Source organism: Cupriavidus pauculus (assembly GCF_022179805.1).
In the GTDB taxonomy this organism is placed as follows: domain Bacteria; phylum Pseudomonadota; class Gammaproteobacteria; order Burkholderiales; family Burkholderiaceae; genus Cupriavidus; species Cupriavidus pauculus_E.
Window position 1 is genome coordinate 312,168 of sequence record NZ_BPUO01000006.1, and the last position, 18,273, is coordinate 330,440.

The 18,273-nt window shown below is 66.0% G+C and carries 10 protein-coding genes; 8 read left to right on the forward strand and 2 right to left on the reverse strand.

Annotation, left to right across the window (positions count from 1 at the left end; translation table 11 throughout):
* Nucleotides 1-13 precede the first annotated feature (13 nt).
* Together MFF62_RS14530 and hrpA are read right to left on the reverse strand one after the other, a co-directional pair.
* A complete protein-coding gene (locus tag MFF62_RS14530) occupies nucleotides 14-1,000 on the reverse strand; it encodes a YVTN family beta-propeller repeat protein (RefSeq protein WP_404990752.1) in 987 nt (328 codons plus the stop codon).
* A 152-nt stretch (nucleotides 1,001-1,152) separates the two neighbouring features.
* Entirely contained in the window at nucleotides 1,153-5,292 is a 4,140-nt protein-coding gene (gene hrpA, locus MFF62_RS14535) for an ATP-dependent RNA helicase HrpA (protein WP_238263829.1), read from the reverse strand.
* A 24-nt stretch (nucleotides 5,293-5,316) separates the two neighbouring features.
* On the opposite strand from hrpA, the gene argA reads away from it, so the two are divergent.
* The 8 genes from argA (at nucleotide 5,317) to narH (ending at nucleotide 18,269) form a co-directional block, all read left to right on the forward strand.
* On the forward strand, nucleotides 5,317-6,789 hold the full coding sequence (gene argA / locus MFF62_RS14540) for an amino-acid N-acetyltransferase (protein ID WP_238263830.1): 1,473 nt from the start codon (nucleotides 5,317-5,319) through the stop codon (nucleotides 6,787-6,789).
* A 102-nt stretch (nucleotides 6,790-6,891) separates the two neighbouring features.
* Nucleotides 6,892-7,167 carry an oxidative damage protection protein gene (locus MFF62_RS14545; RefSeq protein ID WP_238263831.1) on the forward strand — a complete coding sequence of 92 codons (276 nt, stop codon included), beginning with the start codon at nucleotides 6,892-6,894 and terminating at the stop codon, nucleotides 7,165-7,167.
* 190 nt (nucleotides 7,168-7,357) lie between these two features.
* Nucleotides 7,358-9,100 (forward strand): hypothetical protein, encoded by a 1,743-nt coding sequence (locus tag MFF62_RS14550; protein WP_238263832.1) that lies wholly within the window; start codon nucleotides 7,358-7,360, stop codon nucleotides 9,098-9,100.
* Nucleotides 9,052-9,987, forward strand: a complete 936-nt coding sequence (locus tag MFF62_RS14555; RefSeq protein WP_238263833.1) for a hypothetical protein — start codon at nucleotides 9,052-9,054, stop codon at nucleotides 9,985-9,987. Before MFF62_RS14550 ends, MFF62_RS14555 begins: the two co-directional genes overlap by 49 nt.
* A gap of 202 nt (nucleotides 9,988-10,189) precedes the next feature.
* Nucleotides 10,190-11,497 (forward strand): MFS transporter, encoded by a 1,308-nt coding sequence (locus tag MFF62_RS14560; protein WP_238263834.1) that lies wholly within the window; start codon nucleotides 10,190-10,192, stop codon nucleotides 11,495-11,497.
* Between the two features lie 36 nt (nucleotides 11,498-11,533).
* Nucleotides 11,534-12,919 (forward strand): NarK family nitrate/nitrite MFS transporter, encoded by a 1,386-nt coding sequence (locus MFF62_RS14565; protein WP_238263835.1) that lies wholly within the window; start codon nucleotides 11,534-11,536, stop codon nucleotides 12,917-12,919.
* A gap of 41 nt (nucleotides 12,920-12,960) precedes the next feature.
* Nucleotides 12,961-16,719: a nitrate reductase subunit alpha gene (locus MFF62_RS14570; protein WP_238263836.1), complete on the forward strand. Its 3,759-nt coding sequence runs from the start codon at nucleotides 12,961-12,963 to the stop codon at nucleotides 16,717-16,719.
* Nucleotides 16,716-18,269: a nitrate reductase subunit beta gene (gene narH, locus MFF62_RS14575; RefSeq protein WP_238263971.1), complete on the forward strand. Its 1,554-nt coding sequence runs from the start codon at nucleotides 16,716-16,718 to the stop codon at nucleotides 18,267-18,269. Before MFF62_RS14570 ends, narH begins: the two co-directional genes overlap by 4 nt.
* Nucleotides 18,270-18,273 lie beyond the last annotated feature (4 nt).

Genomic DNA, 18,273 nt, shown 5'->3' on the forward strand with positions numbered 1-18,273 from the left:
TCGTCTCAGGAAATCAGTAGAGCGGTGCGCGGGTCTTGAAGTAGATGCCGTGCGGCGACTTGCCCACGCGAATCGTCTTCACCATCTTGCGGCTGGCCACGTCGATCAGGCCCACCGAACGTGCCCAGCGGAACGTCACCCACAGCGTCTTGCCGTCGGCGGTCAGCTCCATGTCGTCCGGGCCGGGCAGCAGGCCGGTGATATCGCCCACCTTCGACAGCGTCTGCTGGTCGATGATACTGATCGATCCCGACACGCGGTTGGTCAGGAACAGGTGGCGCTTGTCGCCCACGGCGCGGAAGTTGTGCGCGCCCTTGCCGGTCTGGATCTGCTTGACCACGGTGCGCGTGCGCCAGTCGATCACGGCCACGTAATCGGCACCGGTCATGCCCACCAGCAGGTACTTCTGGTCCGGCGTGACCCAGACGCCGGCCGGCGCCGAGCCGGCTTCCATCACCCACATCACGGTCAGCGTGGTGAGGTCGATGGCGGCAATCTGGTTGGAATCCTGCAGCGTGATGAACGCGATCTTGCTGTCGGCCGTGAACGCGATATGGCTCGGTGTCTTGGCCAGCGGGAACTGCTTGGCGATCTTGAGCTGATGGCCGTCCCAGCGGTAGACGTCCACGCGGTCAAGCCGGTTGCCGGTGGCGATAAACCATTTCTGGTCCGGCGAGAAACCCACCTGGTACGGGTCGTCGATGTTCGGAACGCGCTGCTGCACCTTGCCGGTCACCGGGTCCAGGAAGACCAGGTCGTTGCCCACGGCGTTGGCCACGATCAGCGACTTTTCGTCGGGCGTGGCGATCAGGTGGTGCGGCTCCTTGCCGATCGGAAAGGTCTCCAGAACTTTCTGGGTGTCCTTGTCGATCAAAGTGACGCTTGCGTCACCAGAATTAAGGATGGTGACGACTTCCGCCCGAACCGGGACCGAAGCCATTGCCAAAGCCAGGGCGCCGGCCGAAACCACCCCAGCCACTACACGACGCAATGCAAGCATAAGACCGCCATTTCTTTACGAATCGCGCATTCTAACGTTTCGCCTGACGGTTGCGCTGACGAGGAAGGCGGAAACTAAAGCGCAACTTACAATTGGAAACATGTGAGCGGCAGTTTCCTTTCAGTCTGCCTTTCAGCCCGCCCTGCCCGGCGTCAGCGCTGCATCGATTCCCACACTTTCTGCAGCCGCTTGACCGACACCGGTTGTGGCGTACGAAGCTCCTGGGCAAACAACGCCACGCGCAGTTCTTCCAGCATCCAGCGGAACTCGTCCAGCCGGGCATCGGCGGCACCTCGGCCCTGGCTGCGCAACTGCTTTTCCGCGCGCTGCCACTGCTGCACCAGCGGCGACATTTCCAGGATCCGCTGGCTGTCTCGGCCCGGATCGCCCTTGAGCTTGTCCACGCGCAGCGCCATGCCCTTCAGGTAGCGCGGAAAGTGCACCAGCTGGGCGTACGGCGTGTCCGCCACGAACGACTTGGTCATCAGCCGGCCCAACTGCCCTTCCAGGTCCTGGTAGGCCGATCCGAACGGCTTGGCCTGCAGCAGCTTGCGCGGCAGCGGCGCGAATTCCGCCAGCACGGTACCCACCAGCCGTGCGATTTCCTGGGCCAGCAGCGACAACCGTGCCCGCCCCTCGTCCTTGCGCACGTTGAACTCGGCCTCGTTGCGCGGCAGCGGCGCCTGCAGGCACGCCCGCTCCAGCGCCATCAGCACGATCTGGTTGCGCAGTTCCTCCTGCGTGCCCAGAGCCATGAACTGCATGGCCATCTGCTGCAGGTTCGGGATGTTCTTCTCGATGAACTTGACCTGCTCGCGCAACTGCAGCGCGAACAGCCGGCGCAGCCCCGCGTGGTGGATGCGAGCGGCCTCCTGCGGGTCGTCGAACACCTCCACGTCGCAGTGGTCGGCGCGGTCCACCAGCGCCGGGTAGCCAAACAGCGTCTGGTTGCCCTTGCGGATCTCCAGCAGCTCGGGCAGCTCGCCGAACGACCACGACGTCAGGTTCTCGTACTGGCCCGCTTCGGCGGCCGGTACGTCGCGCGCGGCAATGTTCTGGAACGACTGCTGGGCCTGCCCGCCCAGTTCGGCGCGTAGCTGGGCCAGGTTGCGGCCCATGTCCAGCTGGCGCCCGTGCTCGTCGATCACCTTGAAATTCATGGTGTGGTGCGCGGGCAGCGTTTCCAGCTTGAAGTCGGCGCGCCGGATCATGGTGCCGGTCTCGACCCGCACGTCAGCAATCAGCACATCGAGCAGGTCGCCTTCGCCAAACGGCTGGCGCTCGACAAACCCGGCCGCGAAGTCGGGCAGCGGCACGCAGTGGCGGCGCAGCTTCTGCGGCAGCGACTTCAGCAGCAGATGCACCTTTTCCTTGATCATGCCCGGCACCAGCCATTCGGCGCGCTCGGGCCTGACCTGGTTCAGCGCGTACAGCGGCACGGTCAGCGTCACGCCGTCGCGGTGGCTGCCGGGCTCGAAGTGGTACGACAGCCCCATGTCGATGCCGGCAATCGGCAGGATCTTCGGAAACAGGTCGGTCGTGATGCCGGCCGCCTCGTGCCGCATCAGTTCGTCGCGGTTCAGGTACAGCAGCTTGCGGTCCCTGGCCGATTCCGCCTGGTACCACTGCTCGAACGCCACCTGGTTGTGGATGTCGGCCGGCACGATCTGGTCGTAGAACGCAAAGATCAGCACGTCGTCCACCAGCACGTCCTGCCGGCGCGACTTGTGCTCCAGGTTCTCGATCTCGCGCACCAGCCGCTGGTTATGGGCAAAGAACGGCAGCCGGGTGTCGAATTCGCCTTCCACCAGCGCGTTGCGAATGAAGATCTCGCGCGCTTCCTTGGGGTTCATCGGCCCGAAGTTGACGCGCCGATGCTGGTACACGGGCAGCCCGTACAGCGTGCCGCGCTCCAGCGCCACCACATGCCCGGCCTTCTTTTCCCAGTGCGGCTCGCTCCAGCTCACGTTCAGCAGGTGGCGCCCCACCTGTTCCACCCATTCGGGTTCCACACGGGCCAGCGTGCGCGCGTAGAGCCGGCTGGTTTCCACCAGTTCGGCGGCGATGATCCATCGCCCCACCTTGCGGGCGATCAGCGAGCCCGGCCACAGGTGGAACTTGATGCCACGCGCGCCCAGGTACTCGCGCCCCTTGCCGTCGGCATCTTCCAGCTTCAGGCCCACGTTGCCCAGCAGGCCGGTCAGCAGCGCCTTGTGAAGCTGCTCGAAGGTCGGCTCGGTCTCGTTCAGGCGCCAGCCCTGCTCGCTGACCGTGGTGTGAAGCTGCGAATGCACGTCGCGCCATTCGCGCAACCGCACATGGGACAGGAAGTTGGCCCGGCACTGGTCCTGCAACTGGCGGTTGGTCTTCTTGTGCGCGATGGCTTCCTCGAACCACTTCCACAGCTTCACCCAGCCCAGGAACTCGGACTTCTCGTCCATGAACTTGCGATGGGCCTGGTCGGCGGCCTCCTGGGCCTCCTGTGGACGCTCGCGCGGGTCCTGCACCGACAGCGCGCTGGCGATGATCAGCACCTCGCGCAGGCAGTCCTGGTCGCGCGCGGCCAGGATCATGCGGGCCACGCGCGGGTCCAGCGGCAGCTTGGCCAGTTGGCGGCCGGTGCCGGTCAGCTGGTTGTCCTCGTTCAGCGCTCCCAGTTCCTGCAGCAACTGGTAGCCATCGGCCACGGCCCGGCCCAGCGGCGGCTCGATGAACGGGAACGCCTCGATATCGGTCAGGCGCAGCGCCTTCATGCGCAGGATGACCGCGGCCAGCGACGAACGCAGGATTTCCGGGTCAGTAAAGCGCGGGCGGCCCAGGAAATCGCTTTCCTCGAACAGCCGGATGCAGACGCCGTCGGCCACCCGGCCGCAGCGGCCGGCGCGCTGGTTGGCGGCCGCCTGCGAGATCGACTCGATCTGAAGCTGCTCCACCTTGTTGCGGTACGAATAGCGCTTCACGCGCGCCAGGCCGGTATCCACCACGTAGCGGATGCCGGGCACCGTCAGCGACGTCTCCGCCACGTTGGTGGCCAGCACGATGCGCCGGGCGTTCGACGGCCGGAACACGCGCTCCTGCTCCTGCACGGACAGCCGGGCAAACAGCGGCAGGATCTCGGTGTGCGGCGGATGATGCTTGCGCAGCGCCTCGGCGGCCTCGCGGATCTCGCGCTCGCCGGGCAGGAACACCAGCACATCGCCAGGACCCAGGCGGCACAGTTCGTCCACGGCCTCGACGATGCCGTCGTACAGGTCGCGTTCGCGGGCCTTCTCGGGACGCGGCGCGGCGCCCTGCCCCGGGGCCGGCTGGTCCTGCTGGATCGGCCGGTAGCGGATTTCCACCGGATACAGCCGGCCGCTCACCTCGATCACCGGCGCGGGCTTGCCGTCGCGTGCGAAATGCTCGGCAAAGCGCTTGGCGTCGATGGTGGCCGACGTGATGATGACCTTCAGGTCCGGCCGTTTCGGCAGGATCTCGCGCAGGTAGCCGATCAGGAAGTCGATGTTGAGGCTGCGTTCGTGCGCCTCGTCGATGATGATCGTGTCATAGGCGCGCAGCAGCGGATCGTTCTGCGTCTCGGCCAGCAGGATACCGTCGGTCATCAGCTTGACCGAGGCACCAGCCGACATCGCGTCGTTGAACCGCACCTGGTAGCCCACGTGCTCGCCCACCGGGGTGCCCAGTTCCTGCGCGATGCGCTTGGCCGTGGACGTGGCGGCAATCCGGCGCGGCTGCGTATGGCCGATCAGGCCGCCGCCGGGCTTGCCCTCGCGGGCCGGACCGCGCCCGATCGACAGCGCGATCTTGGGCAGCTGCGTGGTCTTGCCCGAGCCGGTCTCGCCGGAGACGATCACCACCTGGTTGGCCAGCAGCGCCTGCGCGATCTCGTCGCGGCGCGCGGAAACCGGCAAGGCTTCGGGGAACGTGATCTCCGGCAGCGGATTGGCCAGCCGCGCGGGCTGCGGCGGACGCGGCGGGCGCTGGCCACCCTCCGGGCGCGGCGGACGCTGGCCGCCTTCAGGCCGGGGCTGGCGCGGGGCGCCTTCTGGGCGGGCCTGGCGCTGCTCGCCCTCCGGACGCGGGGCGCGCGACGGACGGGGCGGACGCGCACCGCCTTCGGGCTGGGCCGGGCGCGGGGCGCCTTCCTGACGCGGCGGACGTGGCGGACGGGCTGGTTTCTGCGGCCGTGCGCCGTCGCCCGCCTGGCGCGGGGCGGCATGCTGGCTGGCCTTGGAACTGGTCGCCTCGGCAGGCTGGGCCGGGGCGGATTTGGCGGGGCGTTGTGCTGACATTGGCCGGGATTATAATCCGCCGCTATGAACGCCAGAACCGACTCCCCGCCGCAGGACCCCGATCCTGCCGCCCTGCCCCCTGCGCCCGACCAGGCGCCTGCCCAGACCCCTGCCGCCATGCCCGCTGCCGCCCCCGCCACGCCGATCCCTTCGTCCGTGGCCGACACCGAATCGGTCGAGAGCGGCGGCCCGGACCAGCAGCAGTTTGTCGACTGGCTGCGTGCCGTCGCCCCGTACATCCACACGTTCCGCGGCAAGACCTTCGTGATCGCCTTCAGCGGCGAGCTGGTCAAGGCCGGCGTGCTGAACGCGCTGGTCAACGACGTGGCGCTGCTGCATGCCATGGGCATGCACGTGGTGCTGGTGTTCGGGTCGCGCCCCCAGGTGGAGGAGCAACTCGGGCTGCGCAATGTGCAGTCGCAGTTTGCCGATGGCATCCGCATCACCGACAACGCCGCGCTGGAATGCGCCAAGGAGGCCGCCGGCGAACTGCGGCTCGATATCGAGGCCGCGTTCAGCCAGGGGCTGCCCAACACGCCGATGGCCGGTGCGCAATTGTCGGTGGTGTCGGGCAACTTCATCACCGCGCGGCCGGTGGGCATCGTGAACGGCGTGGATTACCAACACACGGGGCTGGTGCGCAAGATCGACGACGAATCGATGCGCATGTCGCTGTCGCACGGCAAGATCGTGCTGCTGTCGCCGCTGGGCTTCTCGCCCACGGGGCAGGCGTTCAACCTGTCGATGGAAGACGTGGCCAGCGCCACGGCCAGCGCGTTGAAGGCCGACAAGCTGATCTTCATCACCGAGGTGCCGGGCGTGCCTGACGCCGTTGGCAAGCTGATGAAGGAAATGTCGCTGCGCACCGCCGTCGAGCGGCTGCAGAACAACCATCTGCCGCCCGACGTGGCCGACTACCTGTTCCATCTGGTCAAGGCGCTCAAGGGCGGCGTGCCGCGTGTGCACCTGATTCCGTTCGACATGGACGGCTCGGTGCTGCTGGAACTGTTCCTGCACGACGGCGTGGGCACCATGGTGTCCGACACCGACCTGGAAAGCCTGCGCGAGGCCACGCTCGACGACGTGGGCGGCATCCTGCAGCTGATCGCGCCGCTGGAGGCCGATGGCACGCTGGTGCCGCGTGGCCGTCACCTGATCGAGCGCGATATCGACAAGTTCTCGGTGATCGAGCACGACAACGTGCTGTTCGGCTGCGCCGCGCTGTACGAATTCCCGCGCGACAACATGGGCGAGATGGCCTGCCTGACCGTGTCCGCCGAGGCCCAGGGCACCGGCGACGGCGAGCGCCTGCTCAAGCGCATCGAGCGCCGCGCCCGCGCGCTGGGCCTGGAGCGCCTGTTCGTGCTCACCACGCGCACCGAACACTGGTTCCTGAAGCGCGGTTTCGTGCACGCCACCGTGGATGACCTGCCCGAAGACAAGCGCAAGCTGTACAACTGGCAGCGCAAGTCGATGGTGCTGATGAAGAAGCTGTAACCGCCCGCAAAGACAACAGGCGCCGCAGGGGCATGGGCGGGCAGTGCCGCCCGGCCCGGCCAGCTTGGCTACAATAGCGCCCACACGAAAAAGGAGTCCCTCATGGCCCGCATGGTCCATTGCGTCAAACTGAACAAGGAAGCCGAAGGCCTCGACTTCCCGCCGCTGCCGGGCGACCTCGGCAAGAAGATCTGGCAAAGCGTGTCGAAGGAAGCCTGGGCCGGCTGGCTCAAGCACCAGACCATGCTGATCAACGAGAACCGCCTGAACATGGCCGACGTCCGCGCGCGCCAGTACCTGCTCAAGCAGACCGAGAAGTACTTCTTCGGCGAAGGCGCCGACCAGGCCGTCGGCTACGTGCCGCCGCCGTCCGCCTGACGCCTGCCCGCATCGCCCCCGGCCGCACTCGCCTGGCCGGGGGATACCGTCCCGTCCGCGGCCGGTAATCCATGTCGCGCCCGGTCTGGCCCGCGACAATCCATTCTCAGCTACCCTCCCCGCCCCCTACTCTGCGCTGACGCCGGCGCACCGTGCGCCGCGTTCACGACCAGCGGAGGCAGGGAAAAACATGTCAATCGTCTTTGATATCAATGTGGAAAGCGGGGCATCGCAGTGGTACGGCGTGGTGTCGATCACCAACATCCGTCACAGCAACGGCACCCCAGTCAAGATCAGTTCGTTCCTGGGCCTGAAGTTCCATTCGCCGGCAGCCGTCCAGCCCACCGACTTCAACGTCCAGCTCCAGCGCCGGGTAGCCACCACGGCCGAGACCGAGAACAGCCAGATCGATGCCCAGATCTGGGACGTCGAGGCCAAGATCCATTTCGAGTCGGCCGTTACCTTCGTCGCGCAGGACCGCATCACCATCGGCATCAACGGCGACCTGACCGGTGCCGGCGCCAGCGCCTACCTGTCGTCGTTCGCACTGGCCGCCGACGCGCTGCCCGACACCGATGGCACCGTGCGCGTGCAGACGGCATCCGCGCCCGACCCCGCGCTGTACTCGGTGGCCCAGACCATCACGTTCACGCAGGGCGCCCAGACCCATGTGGATACGGTGTCCCCGGGCACCACCACGCCCCTGAAGCTGCCGGCCGGCACCTATGCGGTGTCGGTGTCGCAGTTGTCGAATCACGCCGGCACGATCGTGGCCAATGCGCAGGTGTATCCCACCACCATCGTCGTCGGCCCCGGCAGCACCAGCGCGGTCATCGTGAGCTACTCGGCCGCGCAGTACTACGCGTCGCTCGACGTGACGCTGGCCGCCATGCCGATGCTGGCCAGCGAGGCGCTCGATGTCAGCGTCACGGCCCGCAACACCGGCGAACTGCTGGCCGCGTTCAGCTCGCCGCCCGGACACACCACGCGGCTGCGCGGCCTGCCGCTGGCCGGCGTGGTGGACGTCAGCATCGCGTCAATAGCGCTGAACAACATGCGCTACACGTTTGCCTCGAAGTCCGTCACGCTGACCACGACGCTCCAGGACGTGCCGTTCACGTTCGCCGACGTGCAATACGCGCCCGTGGACACCTCCGGCTTTGTCCCGCTGCCGATTGCCATCACGTCCGACGTGGCCACCACGCTCGACCTGCGCCTGATCGGCCCGGACATGAGCTATCACCAGACGCTGCACGCCGAGAAAGGTAGCTTCACGCACCGGCTGTACGTGCCGGTGGAGCCGCAGACCTACACGGTGGACGCCCCGGACTTCATCCTCAGCGGCGTGGTCTACAACGTGAACGCACCTGACCAACTGACCGTGGCACCAAGCGGCGCCACCAAGCTGAGCATCGAGATCGCGCAGGGTGCCAACCTGAATGTGCGCGGCTTCCCTGACTTCCTGAGCTTTGGCGGCTGCGCCGACCTGACGCCGGGCAACGCGGCCGACTTCGTGGCGGCGCGCGCGTCGTCGGTGTTCAAGTACGCGGGCTTTGACGGCGCGGGCGATGCCAACACCTACCTGACCTCGGACAACCAGACCACGGCAACCATCCTGCTGGCGCGCGACGTCGAGCAGCAGATTGGCGGCGGCCACCAGGTACTGCCGGTGATGGTGTCGTACACCTGCAACCTGTCGCTGGGCGACACCCCGACCCAGCTTGCCAACAAGCAGGGGCTGGCGCACAGCATCGCCAACCTGATCCTGTCGCTGAACCTGGCCAACCAGCATATCGACGCCCAACACCCGGTGCCGGCCGGCTTCGTGGTCAACCCCGACTTCCTGGGCGCCTGCCAGCAGGGTGGTTTCGCCCCACCTATGCGATGCCGGTACGCGAGCCGCTGCGCATGGCGCTGGACCACTGGGGCGTGACCGCCACCATCCCCGACCATATCGAGGAAAACATTCGCGGGTACGTGGCAGCCGTGAACTGGCTGATCCGCACCGTGGCGCCGACCGGCACGTTCGGCTGGCAGGTCAACCTGTGGGGCGTGGGAGCGTCGGAGTGGATCTACGCCTCGGGCGACGAACCCACGCGCAACGCGCGGGAAACCGCCGCCTACATCCGGGCCATGCGCGTCCACGAAGGTCCCGACGTGCCTGATTTCCTGGCCGTGGACCGCTACGAGGCCGACGACTTCACGATCCGCAGCTATGCCAACGGCTACTGCTACTGGACGCACGAGTGGGAGCGCTTCTACGATTTCTGCGCCGAACTGAGCCGCGACCTGAAATTCCCGATCATGCCGTGGCAGATCCCGGCCAGCCACGCGCCGCTGGCGTCGGACCCGGTCAACGCCAACTTCGACACCCAGAACTGGGGTACCGGCGGCACGTACATCTTTGGCGATCCGGCCATCGGCACGAACTATCACAACATCCACCCGAACATCATCGCGCTGCGCTTTCCCACGGCCTTCCACTGGGCCATGGGCGAGACGGCCGAGGGCATGTTCAAGCGGTCGGAGCCATTCGACGTCAACGTGCCGGCCTACGGCGACTTCCCGTTCCGTGGCATTTTTACGATGCTGCTGGGTGGCGGCGCCACGACCGGCATCATCTCCACCGTGGGCGACGACACATCGTTCGTGCGCGACAAGCTCAACGCCTACATGGATCACCCGCTGTCGTTCGGCGACGACGCGGTCACGGCATGCGAGCCGCAAGCGCTGCGCCGGCCACGCCGCCAGCGTCCGGCCCAGGAACCGTGCGCCGATCAACGCCGCGCCCGGCACGTGCGGAAGTGCCAATGCAAGTAGCCGCAATTTGATGTAGATCATTTCCGCAGGCAAGGCGCCTGGATCCGTTGCCCCACGACGCCCGCCACCCGGGCCTATGCCGATCGAACTAGTTCGGTCGGCATAGGTCAGCCCCACCCGGCTTCTCCCGCCGGCGAATAGTCGGCGCGACGCCACAGGCCTACTCTGGCATCACTCTCCAAAGTGACTCCGGAACCCGGCCATGGCCACTGCAACCCACCCCTCCCACACCCCGGACGCGGTACCTCCCGGGGCCTGGACCACCCTCTGGTCCAGCACGTTCGCCTTCACCATCTGCTTTGCCGTCTGGATGATGTTTGCCGTGCTCGGCATTCCGCTCAAGAACGAGCTTGGCCTCAATGACACCGAATTCGGCCTGCTGGCCGCCACGCCGGTGCTCAGCGGGTCGCTGATCCGCGTGCCGCTGGGCATCTGGACCGACCGCTACGGCGGCCGCGTGGTGTTCTTCGTGCTGATGCTGCTGACGGTCATCCCCATCTGGCTGATTTCCTACGTGCACACGTTCTGGCAACTGCTGGTGCTGGGGCTGTTCGTCGGCCTGGCGGGTGGGTCGTTCTCGGTGGGCACGCCCTACGTGGCACGCTGGTTCCCGAAGTCGCGCCAGGGGTTGGCGATGGGCATCTTCGGCGCCGGCAACTCGGGCGCGGCGCTGACCAAGTTCGTGGCGCCGGTGCTGATCCTGGCCTTCGGCACCTGGGAAATCGTGCCCAAGGTGTATTCGGTGGCGATGCTGGTCACCGCCGTCGTGTTCTGGGTGTTCTCGCGCAGCAATCCGGCGCACCGCGTCGGTTCGGGCACGAGCTTCCGCGCCCAGCTTGCCGTGATGCGCGACCCGCGCGTGTGGCGCTACTCGCAGTACTACTCGGTGGTGTTTGGCGGCTACGTGGCGCTGGCGCTGTGGATGACCAAGTACTACATCGGCGAGTACGGCTTCGACATCAAGATCGCCGCGTTCCTGGCCGCCTGCTTCTCATTGCCCGGCGGCGTGCTGCGCGCCATCGGCGGCTGGATCTCGGACCGCTACGGCGCCCATCGCACCACGTGGTGGGTGATGTGGATCAGCTGGGTGGCTTTCTTCCTGCTCAGCTACCCGAAGACCGACTTCGTGATCCACACCGTCAACGGCCCGCAGAGCTTTCATATCGCACTGACCCCGACGCTGTTCACGATCCTGATGTTCGTGGTGGGCATTGCCTTCGCCATCGGCAAGGCATCGGTCTTCAAGTTCATCTCGAACGATTTCTCGCACAACATCGGCGCGGTGTCCGGCGTGGTGGGCCTGGCCGGCGGCCTGGGCGGCTTTGTGCTGCCGATCATGTTCGGCGCGCTGGCCGACCTGACCGGCATCCGCAGCAGCTGCTTCATGTTGATGTACGGCACCGTCTGCGTGAGCCTGGTCTGGATGCACTACAGCCACCGCGCGGAGCAACGGCGCACACACGCCGCGCCGGAGGCCATCGCCAGACCCGAGGCCGCGCAGCCCGCCTGACGTCGCATTCCCACTGATTTCCATCTCTCGCACATCATGACCAGTACCGTACTGACCCGCTGGGAGCCCGAGAACGCGGCTTTCTGGCGTTCTCACGGCGAACGTATCGCCTACCGCAACCTCTGGATTTCGATTCCCGCGCTGATGCTGGCATTCGTGATCTGGATGCTCTGGAGCGTGGTGGCCGTCAACCTGGACCGCGCCGGCTTCCAGTTCACCAAGAACCAGCTCTTCTGGCTGACCGCCCTGCCGGCACTGTCCGGCGCCACGCTGCGCATCTTCTATTCGTTCCTGGTGCCGGTGTTCGGCGGCCGGCGCTTCACGGCCATTTCCACGGCGTTGCTGCTGATTCCGGCGATCGGCATGGGCGTGGCGCTGCGCGACCCGTCCACGAGCTACCCGACGCTGCTGGTGCTGGCCCTGCTCTGCGGGCTGGGCGGTGCCAACTTCAGCTCGTCGATGGCCAATATCAGCTTCTTCTTCCCGAAGGCCAAGAAGGGCCTGGCCACGGGCCTGAACGCCGGCATCGGCAATCTTGGCGTTTCGGTGGTGCAGTTCGTCACCCCGCTGGTGGTATCGCTGGCCGTGTTCGGCACGCTCGCCGGCGAGTCGCAGACCTACCAGGCCGCCGGCGCCACGCAGAACCTGTGGCTGCAGAACGCCGGATTCGTCTGGGTGCCGTTCATCGTGGTGTCGGCGCTGGCCGCCTGGTTCGGCATGAACGATATCGCCGATGCGCGCGCGTCGTTTGCCGAGCAGGCCGTGATCTTCCAGCGCAAGCACAACTGGCTGATGTGCTTGCTCTACATCGGCACGTTCGGCTCGTTCATCGGATTCTCGGCCGGCCTGGCGCTGCTGACCAAGGGCCAGTTCCCCGGCATCAACCCCACCGCCTACGCGTTCCTGGGGCCGCTGGTGGGCGCCCTGACCCGCCCGGTCGGCGGCTGGATCTCAGACAAGGTCGGCGGTGCGCGCGTCACGCTGTGGACCTTCATCGGCATGATCGCCGCCGTCTGCGCCGTGCTGGCCGCCCTGCCCCATGACGGACAGCCGGGCAACTTCCAGGCATTCCTGGGCGCGTTCATCGTGCTGTTCGCGCTGACCGGCATCGGCAATGGATCGACGTTCCGGATGATCCCCGTGATCTTCCTGACCGAGCGCCAGCGCGCCGCCGCCGGCCGTGGCGATGCCGCGCAGAAGCAGGCGCTGCAGGACGCCGGCAAGGAATCGGCCGCCGTGCTGGGCTTCTCGGGTGCCATCGGTGCCTACGGCGGCTTCTTCATTCCCAAGAGCTTTGGCACGTCGCTGGAGATGACCGGCTCGCCCGACGCCGCGCTCTACTGCTTCATCGCCTTCTATCTCAGTTGTGTACTCGTGACCTGGTGGTACTACGCGCGCCGTAACGCCCCCATGCCGTGCTGACTTTGGCGGCACCCCACAAAAGCAAGCGGAGAACATAAGAAATGTCTCATTTTCTGGATCGACTGAAGTTCCTTTCGCGCGTGAAGTCCACGTATGCGGATGGCCACGGTGCGGTAGTCAACGAAGACCGCCAGTGGGAAAACAGCTACCGCGCCCGCTGGCAGCACGACAAGATCGTGCGCTCCACGCACGGCGTGAACTGCACGGGCTCGTGCTCCTGGAAGGTGTACGTCAAGAACGGCCTGATCACCTGGGAAACCCAGCAGACCGACTACCCGCGCACCCGCCCCGACCTGCCCAACCACGAACCGCGCGGCTGCCCGCGTGGCGCTTCCTATAGCTGGTACGTCTATTCGGCCCAGCGCGTGAAGTACCCGATGATCCGGGGCCGGCTGATGGAGATGTGGCGCGAGGCGCGCCAGACCATGGACCCCATCGCCGCGTGGAAATCGATCAGCGAAGACCCTGAAAAGGCCCAGCGCTACAAGAGCGTGCGCGGCCAGGGCGGCTTCGTGCGCGCCGACTGGAACACCGCCACCGAGATCATTGCCGCCGCCAACGCCTACACGGTCAAGCAATATGGCCCCGACCGCGTGATCGGATTTTCGCCAATTCCGGCCATGTCGATGGTGTCGTACGCGGCTGGCGCGCGCTATCTGAGCCTGATCGGCGGCGCCTGCCTGTCGTTCTATGACTGGTACTGCGACCTGCCGCCCGCCAGCCCGCAGATCTGGGGCGAACAGACCGACGTGCCAGAGTCGGCCGACTGGTACAACAGCACCTACCTGATGGTCTGGGGCTCGAACGTGCCGCAGACGCGTACGCCTGACGCGCACTTCTACACCGAGGTGCGCTACAAGGGCACCAAGACCGTGGCCGTGTCGTCGGACTTCGGCGAAATGGTCAAGTTCGGTGATATCTGGCTGGCACCGAAGCAAGGCACCGATGCCGCGCTGGCCATGGCCATGGGCCACGTGGTGCTCAAGGAATTCCACACCACGGCGCGCTCGTCCTACTTCCGCGACTACATCAAGCAGTACACCGACATGCCGATGCTGGTGCTGCTGCGCGACCAGGACGGCACGCTGGTGCCCGACCACTTCCTGCGCGCCTCGCACCTGGACGGCAACCTGGACCAGGCCAACCATCCGGAATGGAAGACGCTGGTCATCGACCACGCCACTGGCGAGATCGTGGCGCCCAACGGCTCCATCGGCTTCCGCTGGGGCGAGGCCGCGCACGATAACGGCGCCAAGGTTGGCCGCTGGAACCTGGAGATGAAGGACGGCGGCAGCGGACGCGCCATCGATCCGCGCCTGTCGCTGATCGGCGATGAGGCGGAAGTAGCCGAGGTGGGCTTCCCGTACTTCGGCGGCGAACACGACGCGCTGCTCAAGCGCCGCGTGCCGGTGCGCAGCCTGACGCTGGCCGACGGCACCGTGGTACAAGTGGCCACGGTCTACGACCTGCAGATGGCCAACTACGGCGTGGACCAGGGCCTGGGCGGCCCGAACGTGGCCACATCGCTCGACGACGACGTGCCCTACACCCCCGCCTGGCAGGAAAAGCACACATCGGTGCCGCGTCATCTGGTGATCCAGGTGGCTCGCGAGTTTGCTGACAACGCCGACCGTACGCAGGGCAAGAGCATGGTCATCGTGGGCGCGGCGCTGAACCACTGGTACCACAACGACATGATCTACCGCGGCATCATCAACCTGCTGATGATGTGCGGCTGCGTGGGCAAGAGCGGCGGCGGCTGGGCCCATTACGTGGGCCAGGAAAAGCTGCGTCCGCAGTTCGGCTGGGCACCGCTGGCGTTTGCGTCCGACTGGTCGCGCCCGCCGCGCCATATGAACGGCACGTCGTTCTTCTACAGCCACACGAGCCAGTGGCGCCACGAGAAGCTGGGCGTCGACGAGATCCTCTCGCCTACCGCCGACATGCGGCGCTACGACAAGATGTCGCTGCTCGACCTGAATGCCAAGTCCGAGCGCATGGGCTGGCTGCCATCGGCACCGCAACTGGGCCGCAACCCGCTGGACGTGGTGGCCGACGCCCGCGCGGCCGGCAAGGACCCGGTGGCCCACACCGTCGAGCAACTGAAGTCCGGCGCGCTGCAGTTTGCCTGCGATGACCCCGACAACCCGGCCAACTTCCCGCGCAACATGTTCGTCTGGCGCTCGAACATCCTGGGCAGCTCGGGCAAGGGCCACGAGTACTTCCTCAAGTACCTGCTGGGCACGCAGAACGCCGTTTTCGGCGACGAGAACGATGCGATCAAGCCCACCGAGGTGACCGTGCGCCCCGCCGCCGAGGGCAAGCTCGACCTGCTGACCGTGCTGGACTTCCGCATGAGCACCACCTGCCTGTACGGCGACATCGTGCTGCCCACGGCCACCTGGTACGAAAAGGACGACCTGAACACGTCCGACATGCACCCGTTCATCCACCCGCTGTCCGAAGCCGTGCAGCCGCTGTGGGAAAGCAAGACCGACTGGGAAATCTACAAGGTCATCGCGAAGAAGTTCACCGAGCTGGCCGGCCCGTACCTGGGCACCCGTGAAGACCTGGTCTGCACGCCGCTGCTGCACGACACCCCGGGCGAGCTGGGCCAACCGTTCGAGCCGAAGGACTGGAAGCACGGCGAGTGCGACCTGATCCCAGGCAAGACCGCGCCGTCGATGGTCGTGGTGGAGCGCAACTACGCCGACATCTACAAGAAGTTCACGTCGATCGGACCCCTGCTGGACAAGATGGGCAACGGCGGCAAGGGCATCAACTGGGATACGAAGCACGAGGTGCACGAGATCGGTCACCTGAGCAAGACCGTGACCGAGCCGGGCGTCAGCTACGGCCGGCCACGCCTGGAAACGGCCATCGACGCCGCCGAGATGATCCTGACGTTCGCGCCGGAAACCAACGGCCACGTCGCGGTGAAGGCATGGGAGTCGCTCTCGAAGATCACGGGCCGCGACCACACCCACCTGGCCGTGGGCCGCGAGCACGACAAGATCCGCTTCCGCGACGTGCAGGCGCAACCGCGCAAGATCATCTCCGCGCCGACGTGGTCGGGCCTCGAATCGGAGGAAGTCAGCTACAACGCCGGCTACACCAACGTGCACGAGCTGATTCCATGGCGCACGCTGACTGGCCGCCAGCAGTTCTACCAGGACCACCGCTGGATGCTGGACTTTGGCGAAGGTGCGTGCGTCTACAAGCCGGCCATCGACACCAAGACGGTCAGCCCGATGCTGGGCCGCAAGCCCAACGGCAACCCGGAACTGGTGCTGAACTGGATCACGCCGCACCAGAAGTGGGGCATCCACTCCACGTACTCGGACAACCTGCGCATGCTCACGCTGTCGCGCGGCGGCCCGCACGTCTGGATCTCGGAGACCGAAGCCAAGGCCAATGGCATCCGCGACAACGACTGGGTGGAGGTGTTCAACGTCAACGGCACCCTCACGGCCCGGGTAGTGGTATCGCAGCGCGTGCCGCAAGGCATGTGCCTGATGTATCACGCACAGGAAAAAATCGTCAATGTGCCAGGTGCGGAAACCAGCGGCATGCGCGGCGGTATCCACAACTCGGTCACGCGCGCCGTGACCAAGCCCACGCACATGATCGGCGGCTATGCGCAGCTGGCCTACGGCTTCAACTACTACGGCACGGTTGGCAGCAATCGCGACGAATTCGTGATTCTTCGCAAGATGAACAAGGTGGACTGGCTGGAAGGTCCGCGAAAAGAAGAACCCTCCCCGCAAAACAAGGCAAAGACTGAAGGAGCATGGCAATGAAGATCCGCGCGCAAGTGGCCATGGTGCTCAACCTCGACAAATGCATCGGCTGCCATACCTGCTCCGTCACCTGCAAGAACGTCTGGACCAGCCGCGAGGGCGTCGAGTACGCCTGGTTCAACAACGTCGAGACCAAGCCCGGCGTGGGCTTTCCGAAGGAATGGGAAAACCAGGACAAGTGGAATGGCGGCTGGAAGCGCAATGCCGACGGCAGCCTGACCCCGCGCCAGGGCGGCAAGGCCAAGATCCTGTCGAACATGTTCGCCAACCCGAACCTGCCGCAGATCGACGAGTACTACGAGCCGTTCACCTACGACTACGAACATCTGCAAAAGGCCCCACTGGTGGAAACGCCGCCGACGGCGCGTCCGGTTTCGGCCATCACTGGCAAGAAGATGGAGAAGATCGAATGGGGCCCGAACTGGGAAGACGACCTGGGCGGGGAATTCGATTCGCGCAGCCGTGACAAGCTGTTCGACGAGATCCAGAAGGACATGTACTCGACGTTCGAGAACACGTTCATGATGTACCTGCCCCGCCTGTGCGAGCACTGCCTGAACCCGACCTGCGTGGCGTCGTGCCCGTCGGGGTCGGTCTACAAGCGCGAGGAAGACGGCATCGTGCTGGTGGACCAGGACAAGTGCCGCGGCTGGCGCATGTGCATCTCGGGCTGCCCGTACAAGAAGATCTACTTCAACTGGCAAAGCGGCAAGGCCGAGAAGTGCGTGTTCTGCTATCCGCGCATCGAGGCCGGCCAGCCGACCGTGTGCTCGGAAACCTGCGTCGGGCGCATCCGCTACCTCGGCGTCATGCTCTACGACGCCGACCGCATCGACCAGGCCGCCTCGGTGGCCGACGAGCGCGACCTGTACCAGTCGCAACTCGACATCTTCCTGGACCCCAACGATCCGGCCGTGCAGGCCGAGGCGCTGCGCCAGGGCATCGCCCAGAGCTGGATCGATGCCGCGCGCAAGTCGCCGGTCTACAAGATGGCCGTCGAGTGGAAGGTGGCCTTCCCGCTGCATCCGGAATACCGCACGCTGCCGATGGTGTGGTACATCCCGCCGCTCTCGCCGATCCAGTCCGCCGCCGAGGCCGGCTTCATGGGCATGAACGGCGTGATTCCGGACGTCAAGAGCCTGCGCATCCCTGTGAAGTACCTGGCCAACCTGCTCACCGCCGGCGATGTCATGCCCGTGCTGGGCGCGCTGGAACGGATGCTGGCCATGCGCGCGTACAAGCGCGGGCAGTCGGTGGACGGCATCGAGGACCTGGCCGTACTGGAACAGGTGGGGCTGACGCCCGCGCAGGTCGAGGACATGTACCAGACCATGGCCATCGCCAACTACGAGGATCGCTTCGTGGTGCCGTCCTCGCACAAGGAAATGTCCGAGGACAGCTTCGACGAGAAAGGCAGTTGCGGCTTCAGCTTCGGCAACGGCTGCTCGGGCGGCACATCGGACGGCACGCTGTTTGGCCGCAAGAAGCCGCAGAACGAGATCGCCTATGCCGACCTGCCCCGCTCGCGGCGCAAGGCGCTGGCCACCTGACCGC